This is a genomic window from Burkholderia sp. RF4-BP95, from assembly GCF_001521985.1.
GTDB classification, from domain to species: domain Bacteria; phylum Pseudomonadota; class Gammaproteobacteria; order Burkholderiales; family Burkholderiaceae; genus Burkholderia; species Burkholderia diffusa.
Genome location: NZ_LOSX01000056.1, coordinates 58,921 through 80,131, shown reverse-complemented (window position 1 = coordinate 80,131; position 21,211 = coordinate 58,921). Strand labels below are relative to the sequence as shown.

The following is a 21,211-nucleotide window of genomic DNA, read 5'->3' as shown; positions in this document are numbered from 1 at the left end:
GGATCGCGCGGGTCGGTGGGTCGGTGGATCCGGCCGGCTCGATATCGGCATGCGGCACGGCGGCCGCGCGCGCACCGCTCAGATATCGAGCGGATCGACCTCGACGCTCCACCGCAGCACGCCCTTCAGCGCGCGCAGTTCCGGCTGCCATGCGCGCAGCGCATGCTGCAGTGCCGCCCGCGACGCGCTTTCGAGCAGCAACTGCGCGCGGTGGACGTTCGCGACCTTGACGATCGTCATCGGCACCGCGTCGTAGACGGTCACGCGATCGGCGCCCGGCAGCCCCGGCAACGCGGCCGCGGCCTGCAGCAGGAACGCGAGCGCCGCGTCGAGCGTGCGCCCTTCGGCGCGCAGCAGCGCCTGGTAGACGAACGGCGGCAGGTGCGCGTCGCGGCGCTCGCCGAGCGTCGAATTCGCGAAGCCGACGTAATCCTGCCGGCCGAGCGCGTGATACAGCGCGTGACGCGGATAGCGCGTCTGCACGAGCACCTCGCCCGGCAGCCCGGCGCGCCCCGCGCGGCCGCTCACCTGCATCAACTGCGCGAACAGCCGCTCGCTCGCGCGGAAGTCGTGCGAGAACAGCGCGGTGTCGGCATTGAGCACGCCGACGAGCGATACGCGCTGGAAGTCGTGCCCCTTCGCGATCATCTGCGTGCCGACCAGGATGTCGACTTCACCGGCGTGCACGTCCGAGAACAGCGCCTGCGCACTGCCCTTGCGTCGCGTGCTGTCCGCGTCGATGCGCAGTATCCGTGCGCCCGGCACGGCCTCGGCGAGCGCCTCCTCGATGCGCTGCGTGCCGCGCCCGAGCGGCGCGATATCGACGTTCCCGCATTCCGGGCACGACCGCGGAATGCGCGCTTCCCAGCCGCAGTGATGGCAGCGCAGTGCATGTTCGGGCTTGTGCAGCACGACGTAGGCGCTGCAGCGCGGGCAACCGGCGACCCAGCCGCATGCGTCGCACGCGAGCTGCGGCGCGTAACCGCGCCGGTTCAGGAACACGAGGCTCTGTTCGCCGCGTTCGAGCCGCGCCTTCAACGCCGCGACGAGCGGCCCCGACAGCCCGCCCATCGACGCGCGCCCGCGCCGCCGCTCCTCTTCGAGATCGATCAGCCGCACGGTCGGCAGCGTCGCGTCGGCCACCGCGCGGCGCGACAGCGTGAGTCGCGTGTAGCGGCCCTGATCGGCTTGCCACCAGCTCTCGAGCGACGGCGTCGCCGAACCGAGCACGACCGGAATGCCAAGATGCTTCGCGCGCCACACGGCAAGATCGCGCGCCGAATAGCGCAGCCCTTCCTGCTGCTTGTACGCGGGTTCGTGCTCCTCGTCGACGACGATCAGTGCGAGCGTCGGCAGCGACGCGAGCACCGCGAGCCGCGTGCCGAGCACGATCCGCGCGCGGCCCGTGTGTGCGGCGAGCCAATTGCGCGCCCGCTCGCCCTCCGCGAGCCCGCTGTGCAGCGTGACGATCGCGTCGTCGGCGAGCGTGCCCGCGAAGCGTGCGCGAAACGCGGCCTCGAATTGCGGCGTCAGGTTGATTTCGGGCACGAGCACGAGCGCCTGCGCGTCGGGCCGCGCATCGAGCAGCGCGGCGAGCGCATGCAGATAGACCTCGGTCTTGCCGCTCCCGGTCACGCCATGCAGCAGGAACGGCGCGAAACCCTGCGCCGCGCGGATCGCGTCGAGCGCCTCCGCCTGCTGGTCGGTGAGCGCCGGCGGCACAGTTCGTCCACTGGTTGTCGACAGGTTATCCACAGCTTTGGGCACAGGCGCGTCGGCCCAGCCGATTTCCTCGACGGCGACCCAGCCGCGCGCCGCCCAGTCGTCGAGTGTGGCGGCGGCCTTCGGATGCAACGCACGCGCATCGGGCAACGTCATCGAATCGGTGTCGGCGAGCGCCTGCGCGAGCCGCCGCAGCGCGGCCCCGCGCGCCGGCAGTGCGTCGGGAAGCGCCGCCCGGCCGGCTTCGGTCAGCCGGTAGCGCACCTCGGGCGCCAGCAGCCGGCCCCAGCGCTCCGCGTCGCGCAGCGCCTGCGGCAACGCCGGCAGCGCAACTTCGCCGCGACCGCGCTGGTAATAATCGGCCGCGAACGACACCAGCGCGAGCCAATCCGGCGCGAGCGGCGGCAGCTCGGTACAAATCGCGTCGATCGCCCGCAACCGGGACGGCGGCACGTCGGTGTGAGTCGTCACTTCGCAGACGAGACCGACAACCTGCCGCTTGCCGAACGGCACCTGCACCAGGGTGCCGGGCTCGGGCGCCGGCTGGACGTCGCAGCGGTAGTCGAACAGGGTGGCGAGCGGATGGTCGAGGGCGACCCTGAGGTAAGTGCCGTCCATCACCGCGCTCCGGCGACAGCGCGAGGCGCACCGACGGCTTGCACCCGGGCCCGCGCCACGGTGGCGAACTTAAAGTAAAACTTCAGATTCGGCGCTAAGTTTTGGATTCGCATTAGGAATCGCCGTATACCCTGACCAGCCTGTGGATAACTTTGTTGAGAACTCGCCGTTCAACAGCCGCGAAGCGCGCGGGGCCGTGCTTTCCGCTGTTTTCGGCCGCCCTCGACCGCGCCCCGCGGAGCCTTATTCCATAAGGCTGCTATTCAAATTACGAAACCATAGCGAGACAATTCGACCGATACAGAGCTCTACCGCGCTGCAACGTGGAAAATGTGTATAAGTCAAGTCTTGACAAGCCTTGAATCGGCAACCGGTGCGGGGTTGCGCCCTGTTTAGCGCCGACAGCGAAACGCCGTCACCCCGCAGTGCAGCATGACACCACTTGCGCTCAGCCCGCGGCTCCGCTACGGATCTTGCGGCTGTGGGTGTGCACTTCGTCGACGAGTTCGGCGACGTGGTCGGGCGACGTGAACTGCGAAATGCCGTGGCCGAGGTTGAATACGTGACCCGGATGATTGCCGTAGCTGTCGAGCACCGCGCGCGCCTGCTCGCGCACCACGGCCGGCGGCGCAAACAGGATCGTCGGGTCGAGGTTGCCCTGCAGCGCGACGCGCCCGGCGACGCGTTCGCGCGCGGCGCCGAGATTGACGGTCCAGTCGAGGCCGACCGCGTCGACGCCGGTCGCCGCGATTTCCTCGAGCCACAGCCCGCCGCCCTTCGTGAACGTGATCACAGGCACGCGCTCGCCGTCGTGCTCACGCTTCAGCTGCGCGACCACGCGACGGATGTAGTCCAGCGAGAAGCGCTGGTATGCGCCGTCCGCCAGCGCGCCGCCCCACGTATCGAAAATCATCACGGCCTGCGCGCCGGCTTCGATCTGCGCGTTCAGGTAAGCGGCCACGGCCTGCGCGTTCACGTCGAGGATCCGGTGCATCAGGTCGGGGCGCGAATACGCCATCGACTTCACGGTGCGGAAATCGTCCGACCCGCCGCCTTCGACCATGTAGCACGCGAGCGTCCACGGGCTGCCCGAGAAGCCGATCAGCGGCACGCACTGGCGGCCCTGGCCGTCGGTCAGCGCGCGGCGGATCTCGCGCACGGCGCCCGTCACGTAGCCGAGCGTCTCCTCGATGTCCGGCACCGCGAGCTTCGCGACGTCGGCCTCGGTGCGCACCGGATGCGCGAACTTCGGCCCTTCGCCGACCTGGAAGTCGAGGCCGAGACCCATCGCGTCGGGGATCGTCAGGATGTCCGAGAACAGGATCGCGGCATCGAGCGGGAAGCGCTCGAGCGGCTGCAGCGTCACTTCGGTCGCGTAGTCGGGATTCTTCGCGAGGCCGAGGAAGCTGCCGGCGCGCGCGCGCGTCGCGTTGTATTCGGGCAGATAGCGGCCGGCCTGACGCATCAGCCAGATCGGCGTGTAGTCGGTCGGCTCGCGCAGAAGCGCACGCAGGAAGGTGTCGTTGAGCAGGGTATGGGCCACGGTAGGAGCGACGATGCGAAGGCAAAGCGGCATTTTACCGGAGCGCGGCCGCACGGCCGCGTATGCCGATGCGATGGCGGCCATATGACGCGCGCGATGGCTCCGCTATGATCGGACGCTGATATCGAACCGAACGAAGGAGGAGACCGATGAAGACATTCGCCACGCTGGCCACGCTCACCGCTGCGATGCTTTGCTGCGCCGCCGCGCACGCGCAGGGTACGACCGCGACGGCGGCCCCGACCGCCGCAGCCGTCGGCTCGCGGCTCGACGACGTGGTCGCACGCGGCACGCTGCGCGTGTGCACGACGGGCGACTACAAGCCGTATTCGTACCACCGGACGGACGGCCGTTTCGAGGGCATCGACATCGAGATGGCCGAGTCGCTCGCGAAATCGCTCGGCGTGAAGGCCGACTTCGTGAAGACGAGCTGGTCGAACCTCACCAACGACTTCGTCGCGAAGTGCGATATCGCGGTGGGCGGCGTGTCGACGACACTCGAGCGCCAGAAGCGCGTGTTCTTCACGCAGCCGTACGTGGTCGACGGCAAGACGCCGATCGTGCGCTGCGCGGACGCCGACAAGTACCAGACCGTCGCGCAGATCGACCGGCCCGAGACCCGCGTGATCGTGAACCCGGGCGGCACCAACGAGCGCTTCGCGAAGCAGTTCTTCACGCATGCGAACCTGAGCGTCTATCCGGACAACGTGACGATCTTCAAGCAGATCCTCGCGGGCAAGGCGGACGTCATGGTGACGGATGCATCCGAGACGCTGCTGCAGCAGAAGCTGAATCCGGGCCTGTGCTCCGTGCATCCGGACAAGCCGTTCCAGTTCGGCGAAAAGGCGTACATGGTGCCGCGCGGCGACGTCGTGTTCCAGCAGTACGTCGACCAGTGGCTGCACCTGGTGCTGTCATCCGGCGAATACCAGGCGATCTCCGACAAGTGGCTGAAGTGAGCACGAGCGCTCGCCCAACAAGCGGCCGATGACCGGCAGGGCCGCCGTCATTGCCGCCGGCCGGGCGCACCGCCGTTACACATCGGCGTGGCGCCCGGCCGGCGTGAAATCGCGAAAACCGGCCGAATGGCCGACTATCGCGTGCCCCAATCACGTTTCAAAATCTTTCCGACGAATGATTCGTCAGATGCGGTATCTGCCGCGCGATGCGCATTCCAGCGTGTAAATCGGCAATTCAGCGACTTCGATACGCATGAAAAACGCATTACGCGCACCCGATGAAAACTCTGCGGAAAAGATGGGTAAATATGACCTTTTTCAGGACCCCGAAAACAGCAAAAAATCCCGGAAAGCCTTATCTGGCGGGCGTTACAACCTGAAACACTTTGTTACCGCGAGGGGTCATTAATTCGCCCACAATGGCCTCAACGGTTTCAACACGGATGCGGTCTCGTGTGCCAAGTGTGAGCGGACGCGAAGCGCTGCGAGCCAGTCGGTCACGTACCGAAGCCCTTCCGAGGGGCATCCCTGTTGGAGTCGTTTCCGGCCCCCGCCGGACTCGGTTTCATCTTTGGTCTCCTCGCGCTAACCCCGTAGCGTGTGGTTTTTAGCGGGCTAATAAGCCCGCTTTTTTTCGTCCATCGAAAACGCAACGGCCCGCAGGCCGCCGCGTTTGTCCCGCCGCCGGGCCGCTCGGTCGTTTCAAGCGGTCTTCTGCACGTCGAGCTTCAGTTCGTCGATCATCCGTTCGCGCATCACGAACTTCTGCACCTTGCCCGTCACCGTCATCGGCAGCTCGTCGACGAAGCGGATGTAGCGCGGAATCTTGTAGTGCGCGATCTGGCCGCTGCAGAATGCGCGCACGTCGTCCTCGGTCATCTGCTCGTCCGCGCGCAGCACGATCCACGCGCACAGCTCCTCGCCGTATTTCGCGTCGGGCACGCCGAACACCTGCGCGCTCTGAATCTTCGGATGCCTGAACAGGAATTCCTCGATCTCGCGCGGATACACGTTCTCGCCGCCGCGAATCACCATGTCCTTCAGCCGGCCGACGATGTTGCAATAGCCGTCGGCGTCGAGCGTCGCGAGGTCGCCCGTATGCATCCAGCCGTCGACCAGCACCTCGCGTGTCTTCGCGTCGTCGTCCCAGTAGCCGAGCATCACCGAATAGCCCTTCGTGCACAGCTCGCCGGTCGCGCCGACCGGCACGATCTCACCGTTCGGGTCGACGATCTTCACCTCCAGGTGCGGCTGGATGCGGCCGACCGTCGTCGTGCGCTTTTCGAGCGGGTCGTCTGTCGAGCTCTGGAACGACACGGGGCTCGTCTCCGTCATCCCGTACGCGATCGTGATTTCGGACAAATGCATCTGCGACACGACGCGCTTCATCGTCTCGATCGGGCACGGCGAGCCGGCCATGATCCCGGTGCGCAGCGTCGACAGGTCGAACTTCGCGAAGTCCGGATGATCGAGCTCCGCGATGAACATCGTCGGCACGCCGTGCAGCGCGGTACAGCGCTCGTCGGCGACGGCCGCGAGCGTCGCGACCGGATCGAACGCCTCGCCGGGAAACACCATTGCCGCGCCCTTCGACACGCACGCGAGCACGGCCAGCACCATCCCGAAGCAGTGATACAGCGGCACCGGGATGCAGAGCGAATCCTGCTCGGTGAAGCGCATCGCCATCGCGATCGAGCGCGCGTTGTTGACGACGTTGCGGTGCGTGAGCGTCGCGCCCTTCGGGCTGCCGGTCGTGCCGCTGGTGAACTGGATGTTGATCGGATCGGTGGCCGCGAGCGTCGCGCCGATCGCGTCGAGCCGCGCGACGTCGAGCGTGTCGCGGCCGCGCGCCATCACGTCCGCGAAGCGGAACATGCCGGCCGGCGCGGCCTCGCCCATCGACACGACCGTGCGCAGGCTCGGCACGCGCGCCGCATGCAGGTCGCCCGGCGTCGCGCTCGCGAGTTCCGGCGCGATGGTCTGCAGCATCTCGACGTACGCCGATGTCTTGAAGCGCTCGGCCGCGATCACGGCCTTGCAGCCGACCTTGTTCAGCGCGTATTCGAGTTCCGCGAGCCGGTAGGCCGGGTTGATGTTGACGAGGACCGCGCCGATGCGCGCGGTCGCGAACTGCGTGAGCAGCCATTCGCTGCGGTTCGGCGACCAGATGCCGACGCAATCGCCCTTCACGATCCCGAGCGCGGCGAGGCCCGCCGCGAGCACGTCGACCTCGTGCGCGAACGCGCGCCAGGTCCAGCGCACCTGCTGTTCGCGGAACACGACGGCCGGGCGATCGGGAAAGCGGCCCGCCGTGTCGAGCAGGAACCGGCTGATCGTCGCGTCGGATAGCGGCACGTCGGTCGCGCCGCGCACGTACGACAGTCCGTTTTCGGGCGCGATCAGCGCCCCCTTGCCAAGGTCTGCTGCCATCGATGTCTCCGTCCGTTTTTGTCTGATCGGCCCGGCACGCGGCTGACGCGCGCGCCTGCTCCGCCGCGATCGCGGCGGACTGCCTCTGCCCGGATGATGCCGCGCTCTGCTGACGCCACTCTGACATCAAATCGCGGCGGGCGGATGAAATAGCACGACCGGACGATACGATGCGGCCCGCAAAAAAACAGACGAAAACGACGGACGAAAAAAAAGCAGCCCGAAGGCTGCTTTCTTTCGCGGGATACGCGCGCGCGGCTCAGTGCCGGCTGCGAATCTTCGCCAGACGCTGGATCGCTTCGAGCTGCGCCATCGCGGTCGCGAGCTCGGATTGCGCCTTTGCGAGGTCGAGGTCCGACTTCGCGTTCTGCAGCGTTTCCTCGGCACGCTTGCGCGCTTCCTCGGCTTTCGCCGCGTCGAGGTCCTTGCCGCGGATCGCGGTATCGGCGAGCACCGTCACGGCGCCCGGCTGCACTTCGAGAATGCCGCCCGCGACGAACACGAATTCGTCGTTGCCGCCCTCGACTTCGATGCGCACCGCACCCGGACGAATCCGCGTGATCAGCGGCGTGTGACCCGGCAGAATACCCAGCTCACCCGTTTCGCCCGGCAGCGCGACGAATTTCGCCTCGCCCGAGAAGATCTGCTCTTCCGCGCTGACGACGTCTACTTTGATGGTTGCCATATCGACTCCTGGTTGAGCGTATTACGTGGGCGCCCGCCCGTGAAAAGATGCCGTCGAGACATCCTTCACGAACGCACGGGCGCCCGCTGCGTTACACCCGACCTTTACTGGATCTTCTTGGCCTTTTCGAAGGCTTCGTCGATCGTGCCGACCATGTAGAACGCCTGTTCCGGCAGGTGGTCGCACTCGCCGTCGACGATCATCTTGAAGCCACGGATCGTTTCCTTCAGCGGCACGTACTTGCCCGGCGAGCCCGTGAACACTTCAGCGACGTGGAACGGCTGCGACAGGAAACGCTGGATCTTACGAGCGCGCGCGACCGACAGCTTGTCTTCCGGCGACAGTTCGTCCATGCCCAGAATCGCGATGATGTCGCGCAGTTCCTTGTAGCGCTGCAGCGTCTGCTGAACGCGACGGGTGATCGAGTAGTGCTCTTCACCGATCACGTTCGGGTCGATCTGGCGCGACGTCGAGTCGAGCGGGTCGACCGCCGGGTAGATACCCAGCGAAGCGATGTCACGCGACAGAACGACGGTTGCGTCCAGGTGGCCGAAGGTGGTTGCCGGCGACGGGTCGGTCAAGTCGTCCGCAGGGACGTACACGGCCTGAACCGACGTAATCGAGCCCTTCTTGGTCGACGTGATGCGTTCCTGCAGCTTGCCCATTTCTTCAGCCAGCGTCGGCTGATAGCCCACTGCCGACGGCATACGGCCGAGCAGTGCCGACACTTCGGTACCGGCCAGCGTGAAACGGTAGATGTTGTCGACGAAGAACAGCACGTCGAGGCCTTCGTCACGGAAGTGCTCGGCCATCGTCAGGCCGGTCAGCGCGACGCGCAGACGGTTGCCCGGCGGCTCGTTCATCTGGCCGTACACCAGCGCGACCTTGTCGAGAACGTTCGAGTCCTTCATTTCGTGGTAGAAGTCGTTCCCTTCACGGGTACGCTCGCCCACGCCCGCGAACACGGAGTAACCGCCGTGTTCCTTCGCGATGTTGTTGATGAGCTCCATCATGTTGACGGTCTTGCCCACGCCAGCACCGCCGAACAAGCCAACCTTGCCGCCCTTCGCGAACGGGCAGATCAGGTCGATGACCTTGATACCCGTTTCGAGCAGTTCGGTCGACGGCGACAGTTCGTCGAACGCCGGAGCCTTCTGGTGGATCGAACGCGTGTGTTCGCTTTCGATCGGGCCGGCTTCGTCGATCGGACGGCCGAGCACGTCCATGATACGACCGAGGGTCGGCTTGCCGACCGGCACCGAAATCGGCTTGCTCGTGTTCTTCACGGTCAGGCCGCGGCGCAGGCCGTCGGATGCACCCAGACAAATGGTACGGACCACGCCGTCGCCCAGCTGCTGCTGGACTTCGAGCGTCAGTTCCGAGCCATCGAGAATGAGCGCGTCGTAGATCTTCGGCATGCTGTCGCGCGGGAATTCCACGTCGATAACGGCGCCGATGCACTGTACGATCTTGCCTTCTACCAAAGCAGCAGTACTCATCGCTTTTCCTTTAAATACCTGATTCTTTACTCGCGCAAAGGCGCAGTTGTCGTCCCGGGCGCGCGCTTAAACAGCGGCTGCGCCGCCGACGATCTCCGACAGTTCTTTCGTAATCGCGGCCTGGCGGCTCTTGTTGTACACGAGCTGCAGTTCGCTGATCACCGTCTTCGCGTTGTCGGACGCGGCCTTCATCGCGACCATCCGCGCCGATTGCTCGGACGCCATGTTCTCCGCGACGGCCTGGTACACCAGCGCCTCGACGTAACGCACGAGCAGTTCGTCGACGACTGCCTGCGCGTCCGGCTCGTAGATGTAGTCCCACGACGTGGCCGGCGTACCGTCATCGGCTTCGAAGTGTTCCGACGACAGCGGCAGCAGCTGCTCGATCACGGCTTCCTGCTTCATCGTGTTGACGAAGCGCGTGTAAGCGATATAAACCGCCGACAGCTTGCCTTCCGAGTACAGATCGAGCTGCGTCTTCACGGCGCCGATCAGCTTGTCCAGATGCGGGGTGTCGCCGAGGTGCACGACCTGCGACATCACCTTCGCGCCGAAGCGGTTCAGGAACCCGAGGCCCTTGCCGCCGATCGCGGTGGCTTCGACCTTCTGGCCCTTCTCTTCCAGCTCCTTGAACTTCTGCACCGTCGCACGCAGCACGTTGGTGTTCAGACCGCCGCAAAGACCCTTGTCCGTCGTGACGAGGATGATGCCGGCCGTCTTCGCGCCGTCGTTTGCCACCATGAACGGGTGGCGGTACTCCGGGTTCGCGCGGCTCATGTGCGCGGCGATGGCACGGACCTTGTCTGCATACGGACGAGCGGCGCGCATGCGTTCCTGCGCGCGACGCATCTTCGATGCGGCCACCATCTCCATCGCCTTCGTGATCTTGCGCGTGTTCTGCACGCTCTTGATCTTGCCGCGAATTTCCTTCATTCCAGCCATAGCTTGCTCCTTGACCGAAGCGGCGCGGGCGCATCAGCACCCGCGCGGCCTCAGTGTGTCACTCGCGGATCAATAGGCACCGGACTTCTTGAAGGATTCGATCGCCGAGCGCAGTGCGCCTTCGTCGTCCTTCGAGAGATCCTTGGTGTCTTCGATGCGCTTGATGAGGTCAGCGTGGCTGGTCTTCAGGTTGTCGCGCAGGCCCTTCTCGAACGACAGCACTTGCTTGACGTCGAGATCGTCGAGGTAGCCGTTGTTCGCGGCGTACAGCGACACGGCCAGTTCCCACACCTGCAGCGGCTGGTACTGCGGCTGCTTCAGCAGTTCCGTCACGCGGCGGCCGCGCTCGAGCTGCTTGCGGGTCGCTTCGTCGAGGTCCGATGCGAACTGCGCGAATGCGGCCAGTTCACGGTACTGCGCGAGGTCGGTACGGATACCGCCCGACAGCTTCTTCACGACCTTCGTCTGAGCGGCGCCACCGACTCGCGACACCGACACGCCGGCGTTGATTGCCGGGCGGATGCCTGCGTTGAACAGGTCGGTTTCCAGGAAGATCTGGCCGTCGGTAATCGAGATCACGTTCGTCGGAACGAACGCGGTCACGTCGCCAGCCTGCGTTTCGATGACCGGCAGTGCCGTCAGCGAGCCGCTCTTGCCCTTCACTTCGCCGTTCGTGAACTTCTCGACGTACTCTTCCGACACGCGAGCAGCACGCTCGAGCAGACGCGAGTGCAGATAGAACACGTCACCCGGATATGCTTCACGGCCCGGCGGGCGGCGCAGCAGCAGCGAGATCTGACGGTATGCCCATGCTTGCTTGGTCAAGTCGTCATAGATGATCAGCGCGTCCTGGCCGCGATCGCGGAAGTATTCGCCCATCGTGCAGCCGGCGTACGGTGCGAGGTACTGCATCGCTGCCGAATCCGAAGCCGAAGCGGCGACGACGATCGTGTATTCCATCGCGCCCGTTTCTTCGAGCTTGCGAACCACGTTCATGATCGACGAAGCCTTCTGGCCGATCGCGACGTAGATACAGATCAGGTCCTTGCCCTTCTGGTTGATGATCGCGTCGAGCGCCACCGCGGTCTTGCCGCACTGACGGTCGCCGATGATCAGCTCACGCTGGCCACGGCCGATCGGCACCATCGCGTCGATCGACTTGATGCCCGTCTGCACCGGCTGCGACACCGACTTACGCCAGATCACGCCCGGGGCGATCTTTTCGATCGCGTCGGTCAGCTTCGCGTTGACCGGGCCCTTGCCGTCGATCGGGTTGCCGAGCGCGTCGACCACGCGGCCGACGAGTTCCGGACCGACCGGGACTTCCAGAATGCGGCCCGTCGTCTTGACGATGTCGCCTTCCGAGATGTGTTCGTATTCGCCGAGAATCACCGCGCCGACCGAGTCGCGCTCGAGGTTCAGCGCGAGGCCGAACGTGTTGCCCGGAAACTCGAGCATTTCGCCCTGCATCACGTCCGACAGGCCGTGGATGCGCACGATACCGTCGGTCACGGAGATCACGGTGCCCTGGTTGCGAACGTCTGCGCTCGCTTCAAGGCCCTGGATCCGGCTCTTGATCAGCTCGCTGATCTCAGAGGGATTGAGTTGCATTATTCGCTCCTGATAGTCAATTCTGTTGCGTGCCGGCGTGGCGCTCAGGCGGTCAAGGCAGCCTGCATCGATGCGAGGCGCGCGCGAACCGAGGTGTCGAGCACTTCGTCGCCGACCGTCACGCGCACGCCGCCGATCAGCGACGAATCGACTTCGACCGTCGGCTTCAGCTTGCGCTTGAACTTGCGTTCGAGGCCAGAGACGAGGCTTTCGAGATCCGCGCCGTTCAGCGGGAACGCGCTCACGATCTCGGCGTCGGCTGCACCTTCGCGTTCGTTCTTGAGCGCCTCGAACTGCTCGGCGATTTCCGGCAGCAGCGCGATGCGATGATTGTCGACCAGCATCTGCACGAAGTTCTTCGCTTCGGCGCCAGCCGCGACCGGCGACTTCACCGCAGCAAGCAGCAGCTCGGCCACTTGCGTGCGCGTCACCTTCGGGCTCGACGCGACCGACAGCACTTCCGGCAGACGCGCAACCTGGGCCAGCTCTTGCACGAGCGTGGACCAGGCGGCGATGTCACCTCCCTCGGCCACGCGGAACAGCGCTTCTGCGTAAGGGCGGGCGATGGTTGCAAGTTCGGCCATGATCAGAGCTCGGCTTTCAGTTGATTCAGCAGTTGGGCGTGGGCCGTTTGATCGACTTCGCGCTTCAGGATCTGCTCGGCGCCCTTCACGGCCAGCGCGGCGACTTCGCCACGCAGCGCTTCGCGCGCCTTCACGATTTGCTGTTCTGCTTCCGCTTTCGCCTGGGCGACGATGCGGGCGGCTTCAGCCTGGGCGTTGGCCTTGATTTCCTCGGCGACCGCCTGGGCACGCTTTTCAGCGTCGGCGATGCGCTGCTGGCCGTCGTTGCGGGCCTGCGCGAGTTCCTGGTCCACGCGCTTGTGCGCTGCGTCGAGTTCCGCCTTGCCCTTCTCCGCGGCGGCGAGGCCGTCGGCGATCTTCTTCGAACGTTCGTCGAGGGCGTTGATCAACGGCGGCCACACGAACTTCATCGTGAACCACGCGAGGACCAGGAACACGACCATTTGCGCAAACAGAGTTGCGTTGAGATTCACGGTGTTTCCTTATCTGCTATTCCGGAAAAATGAAACGGTAAGGCGCTCATCGAGTTGCATTCGATCAGCGCCCCAAGTCTCCGTTCCGCCCTGCGCCGGCTTACGCCGGGCGCATATTTCCGAGGAACCTTAGCCTGCGAGCTTCGACAGGAGCGGGTTCGCGAACGCGAACAGCATTGCGACACCAACGCCGATCAGGAATGCAGCGTCGATCAGGCCGGCCAGCAGGAACATCTTCGTTTGCAGCGGGTTGATGAGTTCCGGCTGACGTGCGCAGGCTTCGATGTACTTGCCACCCATCAGCGCGATACCGATACAGGCGCCGATTGCACCCAGGCCGATGATGATGCCGATACCGATGGCGGTCAGACCCTGGATGTTGGCGATGTAAGCTTGCATGATCACTCCTTTGTGAAAAGACTTGGAACTGAGATTTAAAAAACTAAAACGGAAACTCTTTTTTGCACGCCGCGCTTAGTGCTTGTCGTGCGCCTGGCCGAGATACACCAGCGTCAGCATCATGAAAATGAATGCCTGCAACAGAACAATCAGGATGTGGAAGATTGCCCAGACGCTACCCGCGATCACGTGACCAATGAAGCCGAGGAACGTTGCGTCGCCACCGAAGCTCCACATGCTGCCGAGCAGGGCGATCAACAGGAACAACAGCTCACCCGCGTACATGTTGCCGAACAGCCGCATGCCGAGGGAAACGGTCTTTGCGAGATATTCGACGATGTTCAGCGCGAGGTTCGGGATCCACAGCAGCGGGTGGGCGCCGAACGGGGCCGACAGCAGCTCATGCACAAAGCCGCCCGCGCCCTTGATCTTGATGCTGTAGTAGATCATCAGGACGAACACGCCGAGCGCGATGCCGAGCGTGCCGTTCAGGTCGGCGGTCGGGACGATGCGATGGTGGGAAATCACGTCCGACAGACCGAGCAGGCCGATGACGCGGCCCGGCAGGTCGACGGGGAGGAAGTCGAGGGAGTTCATCAGCGCGACCCACACGAACACCGTGAGGGCGAGCGGAGCGATGAAGGTGCGGTTGCCGTGGACGATGGCCTTCGATTGATCCTCGACCATTTCGACGAGCATCTCGATCGCACACTGGAAACGGCCCGGCACGCCCGAGGTCGCCTTGCGGGCGGCCAGACGCAGCAGGACGATCGTCACGATGCCGCACACGATCGACCAGAACAGCGTGTCGAGGTTCCAGACGTGGATGTCGAAAATCGACGTCTGATGCGAGGTGGAGAAATTCTGCAAGTGGTGCGCAATGTACTCGGACGGATCCGGACCGCGCGTGCCTTCGCTAGCTGCCATATCGTTAATGCCACCCAAATTGTCGAAAATCGTTTTGCCCCGTTCCGCAATACGCTATTGCGGGAACGGGCCGGTGCGGTTCGTTGTCGAAACCGCACGCTGCTTGTTGCTTACCGCCAGGCCAGCGCGATCCAGTACGTCTTCAGCACGACGAGGTAGGTGACGAGGAGCGCCGGCCAGTGCACGCCGGCATAGCCGTACGCCACTGCGGCGAACATCCCGATCGTCACGCCGAGCTTCAGGGCTTCGCCCATCACCCAGCTCATCACGGTGGCCGAACCACCTGCCTTCAGTCGTGCCACGAACAACGCGCTTGGCACCCAGCCGATCGCCCCGCCCAGAAACGCGGATTGCGCAGCGGCGCCCGGCGACTTTGAAAACAGCCACCACGCCAGCGTTGCAACCAGGGACAAGACCACCTGCGCGATCACCACCTTGTAGGGGGTCACGCGCGACGGCTTGCTCACGTTCGGACCGAACAGCCTCTCGGCTTCCGTCCGCGTGAGCGGAACGATGTTGTTATCTTGCAGCTCGGCATCCCAGTCGTCGTCATCGGACTCGCGCCGCTCGCCGGCCGCTGAAGCGGTGCGTTGCGCTCGGTGATCATCGTGCCTGTCGTTCGGCGCCTGACCCGCCATCGCAATCTTCCGCAAAATCCTTGAACCCGGCCCCAAGCTTTCCGAAAGCTTTCAGGGGTGCCTAGCTAACAAATCCGGGCGATTGTAAGCGATAGTTGCAGGTGATTCAAGGCTTTAGACGCGACAAAAACCAGCGTAAAACGACGCCTCATCATGTGAAAAACGCGCGCGTCGATGACGTACGATGACAGTTGTAAGGTCGGTTTTTCGCACCGGCATTTCTCGCCCAAAAAAATGCGGACGCAACGAAGTGACGTGACGGCGACGTGCAGTGCGGGCGCCACCGGCGCGGCGCGATCGCAGCAGGAATTCTGCTGTGACGCGAACACGGGAAACGATCCGACGCGGCGATGGGCAATAGAGGAACCACTGTGGCCACCGCGTCGAGCGCGATGCGCGAAATACGCTCGAACCGAGCGCGCCGATGCCCGCAATCAGTTGTTGCGCCACCACAGTCGAACGACTGTGGTGGCGCAACACTTATCAACAGGCCCGGCCTTCCAACGACAAGGAACGCTGTGCGCCCTCCCCGCCAGGCTTGCGGCACGCGTGCGCCGCACTGATCCGCATCACTCAGCCGTGAACGAGCAACCACGCACCCAGCGCCGCGCTCACGAGCGCGAACGGAATCGACACGAGGTGAAACGGCAGCCACATGCGCGGCTCCTTCGCGAGACGCACCGCGATCAGGTTCGCGAGCGAACCGATCGCGAAACCGAAGCCACCGACCGATACGCCGAACGCGAGCGCCCGCCAGTCGCGCGTGAATTCCGACAGCAGGATCGCCGCCGGCACGTTGCTGATTCCCTGTGACACCACCGCGCCCGCCGCGAACACACGCAGCGGCGAATCGAGATGGGTTCGCGCGATCGCATCGTGGACGACCGGCAGCGCGGCCGCGCTACGCAGCACAACGAACATCAGCACGAAGATCAGCAGCAGCAGCCAGTCGATCCTCAGGACTGCGTCACGTCTCGCCACCAGCAGCGCGATCACGACGCCGATCAGGCCCGGCACGGGATTGTGCGCATCGGCGAGCAGCACGAACGCACCGAACAGCACCGCCGCAAGCAACGCATGCATGCGCTGCACGGAAACGGCCTGGACGTCTCCCGACAGGTCGAGCGGCTTCGCGCGAAACGCGCACGCCGTCAACACGAGCAGCAGCACCATCAACGCCAGTGCAAGCGGCCCGAGCGTGACGACGAAGCGGCCGAACGACACGCCGCTCAATTGCCACAGGAAAAGGTTCTGGGGATTGCCGAGCGGGGTCGCGACGGACCCCGCGTTGACGGCCAGCGCGACCACGATCACGAGCCGCCGGAACGGCAGCGGCGTCAACGTGCGCAGCGATACCATCAGCGGCACGACGACGAACAACGCGACATCGTTGGTGAGCCACATCGCGAGCGCCGCCGCGAACACGACGAGCAGCATCGCGAGCCCGCGCTCGGAATGCACGTGATGCACGATGCGATGCGCGAGCCACATCAGGCACCCGGACAGCTCGAGCGCCTTGGTCAGCATCAGCAGACCCGCGAGCGTCGCGACGGTCTGCCAGTCGACGAGACCGACCAGTTCGCCAACTGGTTGCGGACGCAACCACTGCAGAACAATCAGCGCAAGCGCCAGCACCGTCAGTACGGGTTCCTGCAAAAGCCAGCCAAGCCACCGGCGCGGCGCCGGCGCGCCCGTGTTTTCCATCGATCGTGCCTCGTTATTCTTCGGTCGCGACGTTGCCGCGCAGACGCGCAAGAATGCCCTCGAGCGCGTCGAGGTTGCCGAAGTCGATCATCACCTGCCCTCGCCCGCGGCGGCCGAGCTTGATCTTCACCGTCGACGCGAGCAGGTCGGACAACTCCTCCTCGAGACGACGCGTGTCGCGGCCGCCATCGTCCTTCGCGCGCGCCTTCACCGCCGGCGCTTCCTTCGTCGTATGGGCGACCAGCTTCTCGGTCTCGCGCACCGACATGCGCTTGTTGACCACCTGGTGCGCGAGCGTGATCTGCGTGGCGGCATCGACCGCAAGCAGCGCACGCGCATGGCCCATGTCGAGGTCGCCGGCCAGCAACATCGTCTGCACCGGCGCCGCGAGGTTCAGCAGGCGCAGCAGGTTCGATACCGCGCTGCGCGAGCGGCCGACCGATTCGGCCGCCTGTTCGTGCGTGAAACCGAACTCATCGAGCAGGCGCTGGATACCGTGCGCCTCTTCCAGCGGATTCAGATCCTCGCGCTGGATGTTCTCGATCAGTGCCATCGCGGCGGCAGCCTGATCGGACACGTCCTTCACGAGCACCGGCACTTCGTCGAGGCCGGCCAGGCGTGCCGCGCGGAAACGCCGCTCGCCCGCGATGATTTCGTATTTGTCAGATGAAATAGGTCGTACCAGGATCGGCTGCATCACGCCTTGCGCGCGAATGCTGGCCGCCAGCTCCTGCAGGCTGCCTTCGTCCATCCGCGTCCGCGGCTGGTACTTGCCCGCCTGCAGCTTGCCGAGCGCGAGCGTGTTCGGCGCCCCTTCGATCTTCACCGCTTCGGTGATGTCTGCACTGCCGCCGAGCAGCGCTTCGAGGCCACGTCCCAAGCCCTTCTTCTTTGGTACCGCGTTCATGTCTTTCTTCCTCGCTTCGCTCATGTCCGGATCACGACACCTCGAACGCGCGCACGCGATCGATCATCTCGGCACCGAACTGGAGATACGCCTGCGCACCGCGCGAGTTACGGTCGAATACGACGCCCGGCAACCCGTAACTCGGCGCTTCCGCCAAGCGCACGTTGCGCGGAATCACCGCGTCGAACACCTTGTCGCCGAAGTGCGCTTTCAGTTGATCGGAAACTTGCTGCTGCAGCGTGATGCGCGGATCGAACATCACGCGCAGCAAGCCGATGATCTTCAGGTCGCGGTTCATGTTCGCGTGAACCTGCTTGATCGTATTGACGAGATCCGACAGCCCCTCCAGCGCGAAGTATTCGCACTGCATCGGGATCACGACGCCATGCGCCGCGCACAGTCCGTTCAGCGTCAGCAGCGACAGCGTCGGCGGGCAATCGATCAACACGAAGTCGTAATCGTCGGCCACGTGTTCGAGCGCGGCCTTCAACCGTCGCTCGCGGTTATCGATGCTGATCAGCTCGATCTCCGCACCGGACAGTTCACGGTTGGCCGGCAGCACGTCGTACGTGACACCTTCCGGACGCACGCGCGCGTCCGTCACCGAGACGCCGTCGACCAGCACTTCGTACACGGTCGACTCGCAGGCGGCCTTGTCGATCCCGCTGCCCATCGTCGCGTTGCCCTGCGGGTCGAGATCGATCAGCAGGACTCGTTGCTCCTGCGCTGCAAGGCTTGCGGCGAGATTGACCGATGTCGTCGTCTTGCCGACGCCCCCCTTCTGGTTCGCAACGCAGAAGATCTTTGCCATCGTTGGTGTGTTCCCTTTACCTTCAAACAAACGGCGCGCTACCGCGCACCTTCAATTCGCCTCGTCGACGGTGACCTCGATCAGATGCCGTTCGGCATCGAGCATCGGTACCGCCAGCCGCATCGTCTGCTTTACGTGACTGCCTTCCGGCAGCCGTGCAATTTCGTCGTCCGGATGGACACCCTTCATTGCCCAGATCGATCCGCCGGGCGCGACGAGATGTCGAGCAAGTTTAACGAAGTCGGATAGATCCGCGAAAGCGCGGGATACGATCATGTCGAATTTTTCCGGCACTTCGACACCCGGCTGCAGCGATTCGACACGCCCGGTGACGACAGACAGGTTCGCGAGCTTCAGCTCGGCGCGCATCTGCGTCTGGAATGCAGACTTCTTCTGCACGATATCGTTCAGCGTGACCCGCCAGTCCGGCTGGACGATCGCCAGCACGATACCGGGCAATCCGCCGCCCGAACCCACGTCGAGCACGCGCGCTGATGCACGGTCGCGCAGATGCGGAACGATGGAGAGCGAATCGAGAATGTGCTGGATCAGCATCTGCTTCGGGTCGCGGATCGCGGTCAGGTTGTAGACCGCGTTCCACTTGCCGAGCAGCGCGACATAGTCGAGCAGCTGGTTGCGTTGTGCATCCGTCAACGTGATGTCGAGCGCGGCCGTGCCGTCGACGAGCATCTGTTCAAGTACGTCCCGATTAACCGCCGGCGCGCGACGCGCCGTCATTGTTGCGTCGGGACGGTGCCGTCCCCCTGTTCCGTCACTTCCGCGGCGGCGCCGTTACGACGGCCGAGGCCCCGGCGTTTCAGGTGCACCATCAGCAGCGAGATCGCAGCCGGCGTGACGCCCGAAATCCGCGATGCCTGGCCGATCGTTTCCGGGCGGAACTCGTTCAGCTTCTGGCTCACTTCGAACGACAGGCCGCGCACCTCGCGGTAGTCGATACCGTCCGGCAGGCGTGTGTTCTCGTTCGCATCGTTGCGCTCGATCTCGCTGGCCTGCCGCTCGATATAGCCCTGATATTTGATGCCAATCTCGACCTGCTCCTTGATCTGCTCGAGCAGCACCGGATCGTCGGCCAACGGCTCTGCAGGCGCACATTCACCGCCCTTCAGGCCGCACACACCGTCGTAGCTGATACCGGGGCGCCGCAGCAGTTCGGCGAGGCTGTACTCGTGATCGATCGCCTTGCCGAGCAACGCAGTCGCCTCTTCAGGCGGCAGCGTCTTCGGCGTGACCCACGTCGACTTCAGTCGTTCGGTTTCACGTGAAACAGCGTCGCGCTTCCGACTGAACGCATCCCAGCGCACGTCGTCGACGAGGCCCAGCTCGCGGCCAATCTCGGTCAGGCGCATGTCCGCATTGTCTTCACGCAGGCTCAGACGGTATTCGGCACGACTCGTGAACATCCGGTACGGCTCGGCCACGCCACGCGTGACGAGGTCGTCGACCAGCACGCCAAGATAGGCCTGATCGCGACGCGGGCACCATGCGTCCTTCTCCTGCACGTAGCGGCCTGCATTCAGGCCGGCCAGCAGCCCTTGTGCGGCCGCTTCTTCGTAGCCGGTCGTGCCGTTGATCTGGCCCGCAAAAAACAGCCCGTTGATCGCCTTCGTCTCGAGCGATGCCTTCAGCGCGCGCGGGTCGAAGTAGTCGTATTCGATCGCGTAGCCGGGGCGCAGGATGTGCGCGTTCTCGAGGCCGCGCATCGAGTGCACGAGGTCGAGCTGCACGTCGAACGGCAGGCTCGTCGAAATCCCGTTCGGATAGAACTCGTTGGTCGTCAGCCCTTCCGGCTCAAGGAAGATCTGGTGCGATTCCTTCGATGCGAACCGGTGGATCTTGTCCTCGATCGACGGGCAGTAACGCGGGCCGACCCCTTCGATCACGCCTGTATACATGGGCGAACGATCGAGGCCGCCGCGAATGATGTCGTGGGTGCGCTCGTTCGTGTGCGTCACCCAGCACGGCAACTGCTGCGGATGCTGCTCCGCACGGCCCAGAAACGAGAATACGGGGATCGGATCGAGGTCGCCCGGCTGCTCGTCCAGCTTCGAAAAGTCGATCGAGCGGCCATCGATACGCGGCGGCGTACCGGTCTTCAGGCGGCCCTGCGGCAGCTTCAGCTCCTTCAGGCGGGCCGACAGCGACACCGCCGCCGGATCGCCCGCGCGACCGCCCGTATAGTTGTTCAGGCCGACGTGAATCTTGCCGTCGAGGAACGTACCGGCCGTCAGCACGACCGCACGTGCGCGGAAGCGGATGCCGATCTGCGTGACGGCGCCGACCACGCGGTCGCCTTCGACCATCAGGTCGTCGACAGACTGCTGGAACAGCCACAGGTTCGGCTGGTTCTCGAGCCGATGGCGGATTGCAGCCTTGTACAGGATGCGGTCGGCCTGCGCACGCGTCGCGCGCACGGCCGGGCCCTTCGACGAATTGAGGATCCGGAACTGAATACCGCTCTCGTCCGTCGCGGCGGCCATCGCGCCGCCGAGCGCATCGACTTCCTTGACCAGATGGCCCTTGCCAATGCCGCCGATCGACGGATTGCAGCTCATCTGGCCGAGCGTTTCGATGTTATGGGTCAGGAGCAGCGTCTTCGCACCCATACGGGCCGATGCCAACGCGGCTTCCGTGCCGGCGTGCCCGCCACCGACGACGATGACGTCAAATTCTGTGGGAAAAAGCATGGTGGATTCCGTGCGCAGGACTGCGCACGAACCTATCTGAGAAATGTATGGGGC

At 64.6% G+C, this 21,211-nt stretch carries 18 protein-coding genes; 1 reads left to right on the top strand and 17 read right to left on the bottom strand.

The genetic code is table 11. The annotated features are described in order from the left end of the window. Window positions 1-78: 78 nt before the first annotated feature. Complete coding sequence (locus tag WS46_RS19985) at window positions 79-2,340, bottom strand: primosomal protein N' (RefSeq protein ID WP_059691504.1); 2,262 nt, start codon at window positions 2,338-2,340, stop codon at window positions 79-81. A 448-nt stretch (window positions 2,341-2,788) separates the two neighbouring features. Continuing rightward, complete coding sequence (gene hemE / locus WS46_RS19980; RefSeq protein WP_306453761.1) at window positions 2,789-3,883, bottom strand: uroporphyrinogen decarboxylase; 1,095 nt, start codon at window positions 3,881-3,883, stop codon at window positions 2,789-2,791. Between the two features lie 149 nt (window positions 3,884-4,032). On the opposite strand from hemE, the gene WS46_RS19975 reads away from it, so the two are divergent. Continuing rightward, a complete protein-coding gene (locus WS46_RS19975) occupies window positions 4,033-4,842 on the top strand; it encodes a transporter substrate-binding domain-containing protein (RefSeq protein WP_059691502.1) in 810 nt (269 codons plus the stop codon). A gap of 702 nt (window positions 4,843-5,544) precedes the next feature. Here WS46_RS19975 and WS46_RS19970 read toward each other — a convergent pair. The 15 genes from WS46_RS19970 to mnmG all read right to left on the bottom strand — a co-directional run bounded on the left by WS46_RS19970 (window position 5,545) and on the right by mnmG (window position 21,157). Continuing rightward, entirely contained in the window at window positions 5,545-7,272 is a 1,728-nt protein-coding gene (locus WS46_RS19970) for an AMP-binding protein (RefSeq protein ID WP_059691501.1), read from the bottom strand. Between the two features lie 259 nt (window positions 7,273-7,531). Next, window positions 7,532-7,957 carry a F0F1 ATP synthase subunit epsilon gene (locus WS46_RS19965; protein ID WP_006477288.1) on the bottom strand — a complete coding sequence of 142 codons (426 nt, stop codon included), beginning with the start codon at window positions 7,955-7,957 and terminating at the stop codon, window positions 7,532-7,534. A gap of 104 nt (window positions 7,958-8,061) precedes the next feature. Next, window positions 8,062-9,456 carry a F0F1 ATP synthase subunit beta gene (gene atpD, locus WS46_RS19960; protein WP_059531206.1) on the bottom strand — a complete coding sequence of 465 codons (1,395 nt, stop codon included), beginning with the start codon at window positions 9,454-9,456 and terminating at the stop codon, window positions 8,062-8,064. A 66-nt stretch (window positions 9,457-9,522) separates the two neighbouring features. Further along, entirely contained in the window at window positions 9,523-10,398 is an 876-nt protein-coding gene (gene atpG / locus WS46_RS19955; RefSeq protein ID WP_034188170.1) for a F0F1 ATP synthase subunit gamma, read from the bottom strand. A gap of 69 nt (window positions 10,399-10,467) precedes the next feature. After that, entirely contained in the window at window positions 10,468-12,009 is a 1,542-nt protein-coding gene (atpA, locus tag WS46_RS19950) for a F0F1 ATP synthase subunit alpha (RefSeq protein ID WP_014895499.1), read from the bottom strand. A gap of 44 nt (window positions 12,010-12,053) precedes the next feature. After that, window positions 12,054-12,593, bottom strand: coding sequence for a F0F1 ATP synthase subunit delta (locus WS46_RS19945; protein WP_014895498.1), 540 nt, complete (start codon window positions 12,591-12,593; stop codon window positions 12,054-12,056). Window positions 12,594-12,595: 2 nt separating this feature from the next. Further along, on the bottom strand, window positions 12,596-13,066 hold the full coding sequence (locus WS46_RS19940) for a F0F1 ATP synthase subunit B (protein ID WP_006477283.1): 471 nt from the start codon (window positions 13,064-13,066) through the stop codon (window positions 12,596-12,598). Window positions 13,067-13,195: 129 nt separating this feature from the next. Beyond that, window positions 13,196-13,465, bottom strand: a complete 270-nt coding sequence (gene atpE, locus WS46_RS19935; protein ID WP_006482730.1) for a F0F1 ATP synthase subunit C — start codon at window positions 13,463-13,465, stop codon at window positions 13,196-13,198. A 75-nt stretch (window positions 13,466-13,540) separates the two neighbouring features. Next, the gene (gene atpB / locus WS46_RS19930) at window positions 13,541-14,392 is read right to left on the bottom strand and encodes a F0F1 ATP synthase subunit A (RefSeq protein ID WP_059531209.1); all 852 of its coding nucleotides are present in this window, start codon (window positions 14,390-14,392) and stop codon (window positions 13,541-13,543) included. A gap of 110 nt (window positions 14,393-14,502) precedes the next feature. After that, window positions 14,503-15,030: an ATP synthase subunit I gene (locus tag WS46_RS19925; RefSeq protein ID WP_059531211.1), complete on the bottom strand. Its 528-nt coding sequence runs from the start codon at window positions 15,028-15,030 to the stop codon at window positions 14,503-14,505. Window positions 15,031-15,603: 573 nt separating this feature from the next. Beyond that, window positions 15,604-16,734 carry an SLC13 family permease gene (locus WS46_RS19920; RefSeq protein ID WP_059691500.1) on the bottom strand — a complete coding sequence of 377 codons (1,131 nt, stop codon included), beginning with the start codon at window positions 16,732-16,734 and terminating at the stop codon, window positions 15,604-15,606. A gap of 13 nt (window positions 16,735-16,747) precedes the next feature. Beyond that, complete coding sequence (locus WS46_RS19915; RefSeq protein ID WP_059531410.1) at window positions 16,748-17,641, bottom strand: ParB/RepB/Spo0J family partition protein; 894 nt, start codon at window positions 17,639-17,641, stop codon at window positions 16,748-16,750. A gap of 31 nt (window positions 17,642-17,672) precedes the next feature. Next, complete coding sequence (locus tag WS46_RS19910) at window positions 17,673-18,452, bottom strand: ParA family protein (RefSeq protein ID WP_044845234.1); 780 nt, start codon at window positions 18,450-18,452, stop codon at window positions 17,673-17,675. Window positions 18,453-18,503: 51 nt separating this feature from the next. Further along, window positions 18,504-19,190, bottom strand: a complete 687-nt coding sequence (gene rsmG, locus WS46_RS19905) for a 16S rRNA (guanine(527)-N(7))-methyltransferase RsmG (protein WP_059691499.1) — start codon at window positions 19,188-19,190, stop codon at window positions 18,504-18,506. Beyond that, complete coding sequence (gene mnmG, locus WS46_RS19900) at window positions 19,187-21,157, bottom strand: tRNA uridine-5-carboxymethylaminomethyl(34) synthesis enzyme MnmG (protein WP_059691498.1); 1,971 nt, start codon at window positions 21,155-21,157, stop codon at window positions 19,187-19,189. The genes rsmG and mnmG overlap by 4 nt, the downstream gene beginning before the upstream one ends. Window positions 21,158-21,211: the final 54 nt, after the last annotated feature.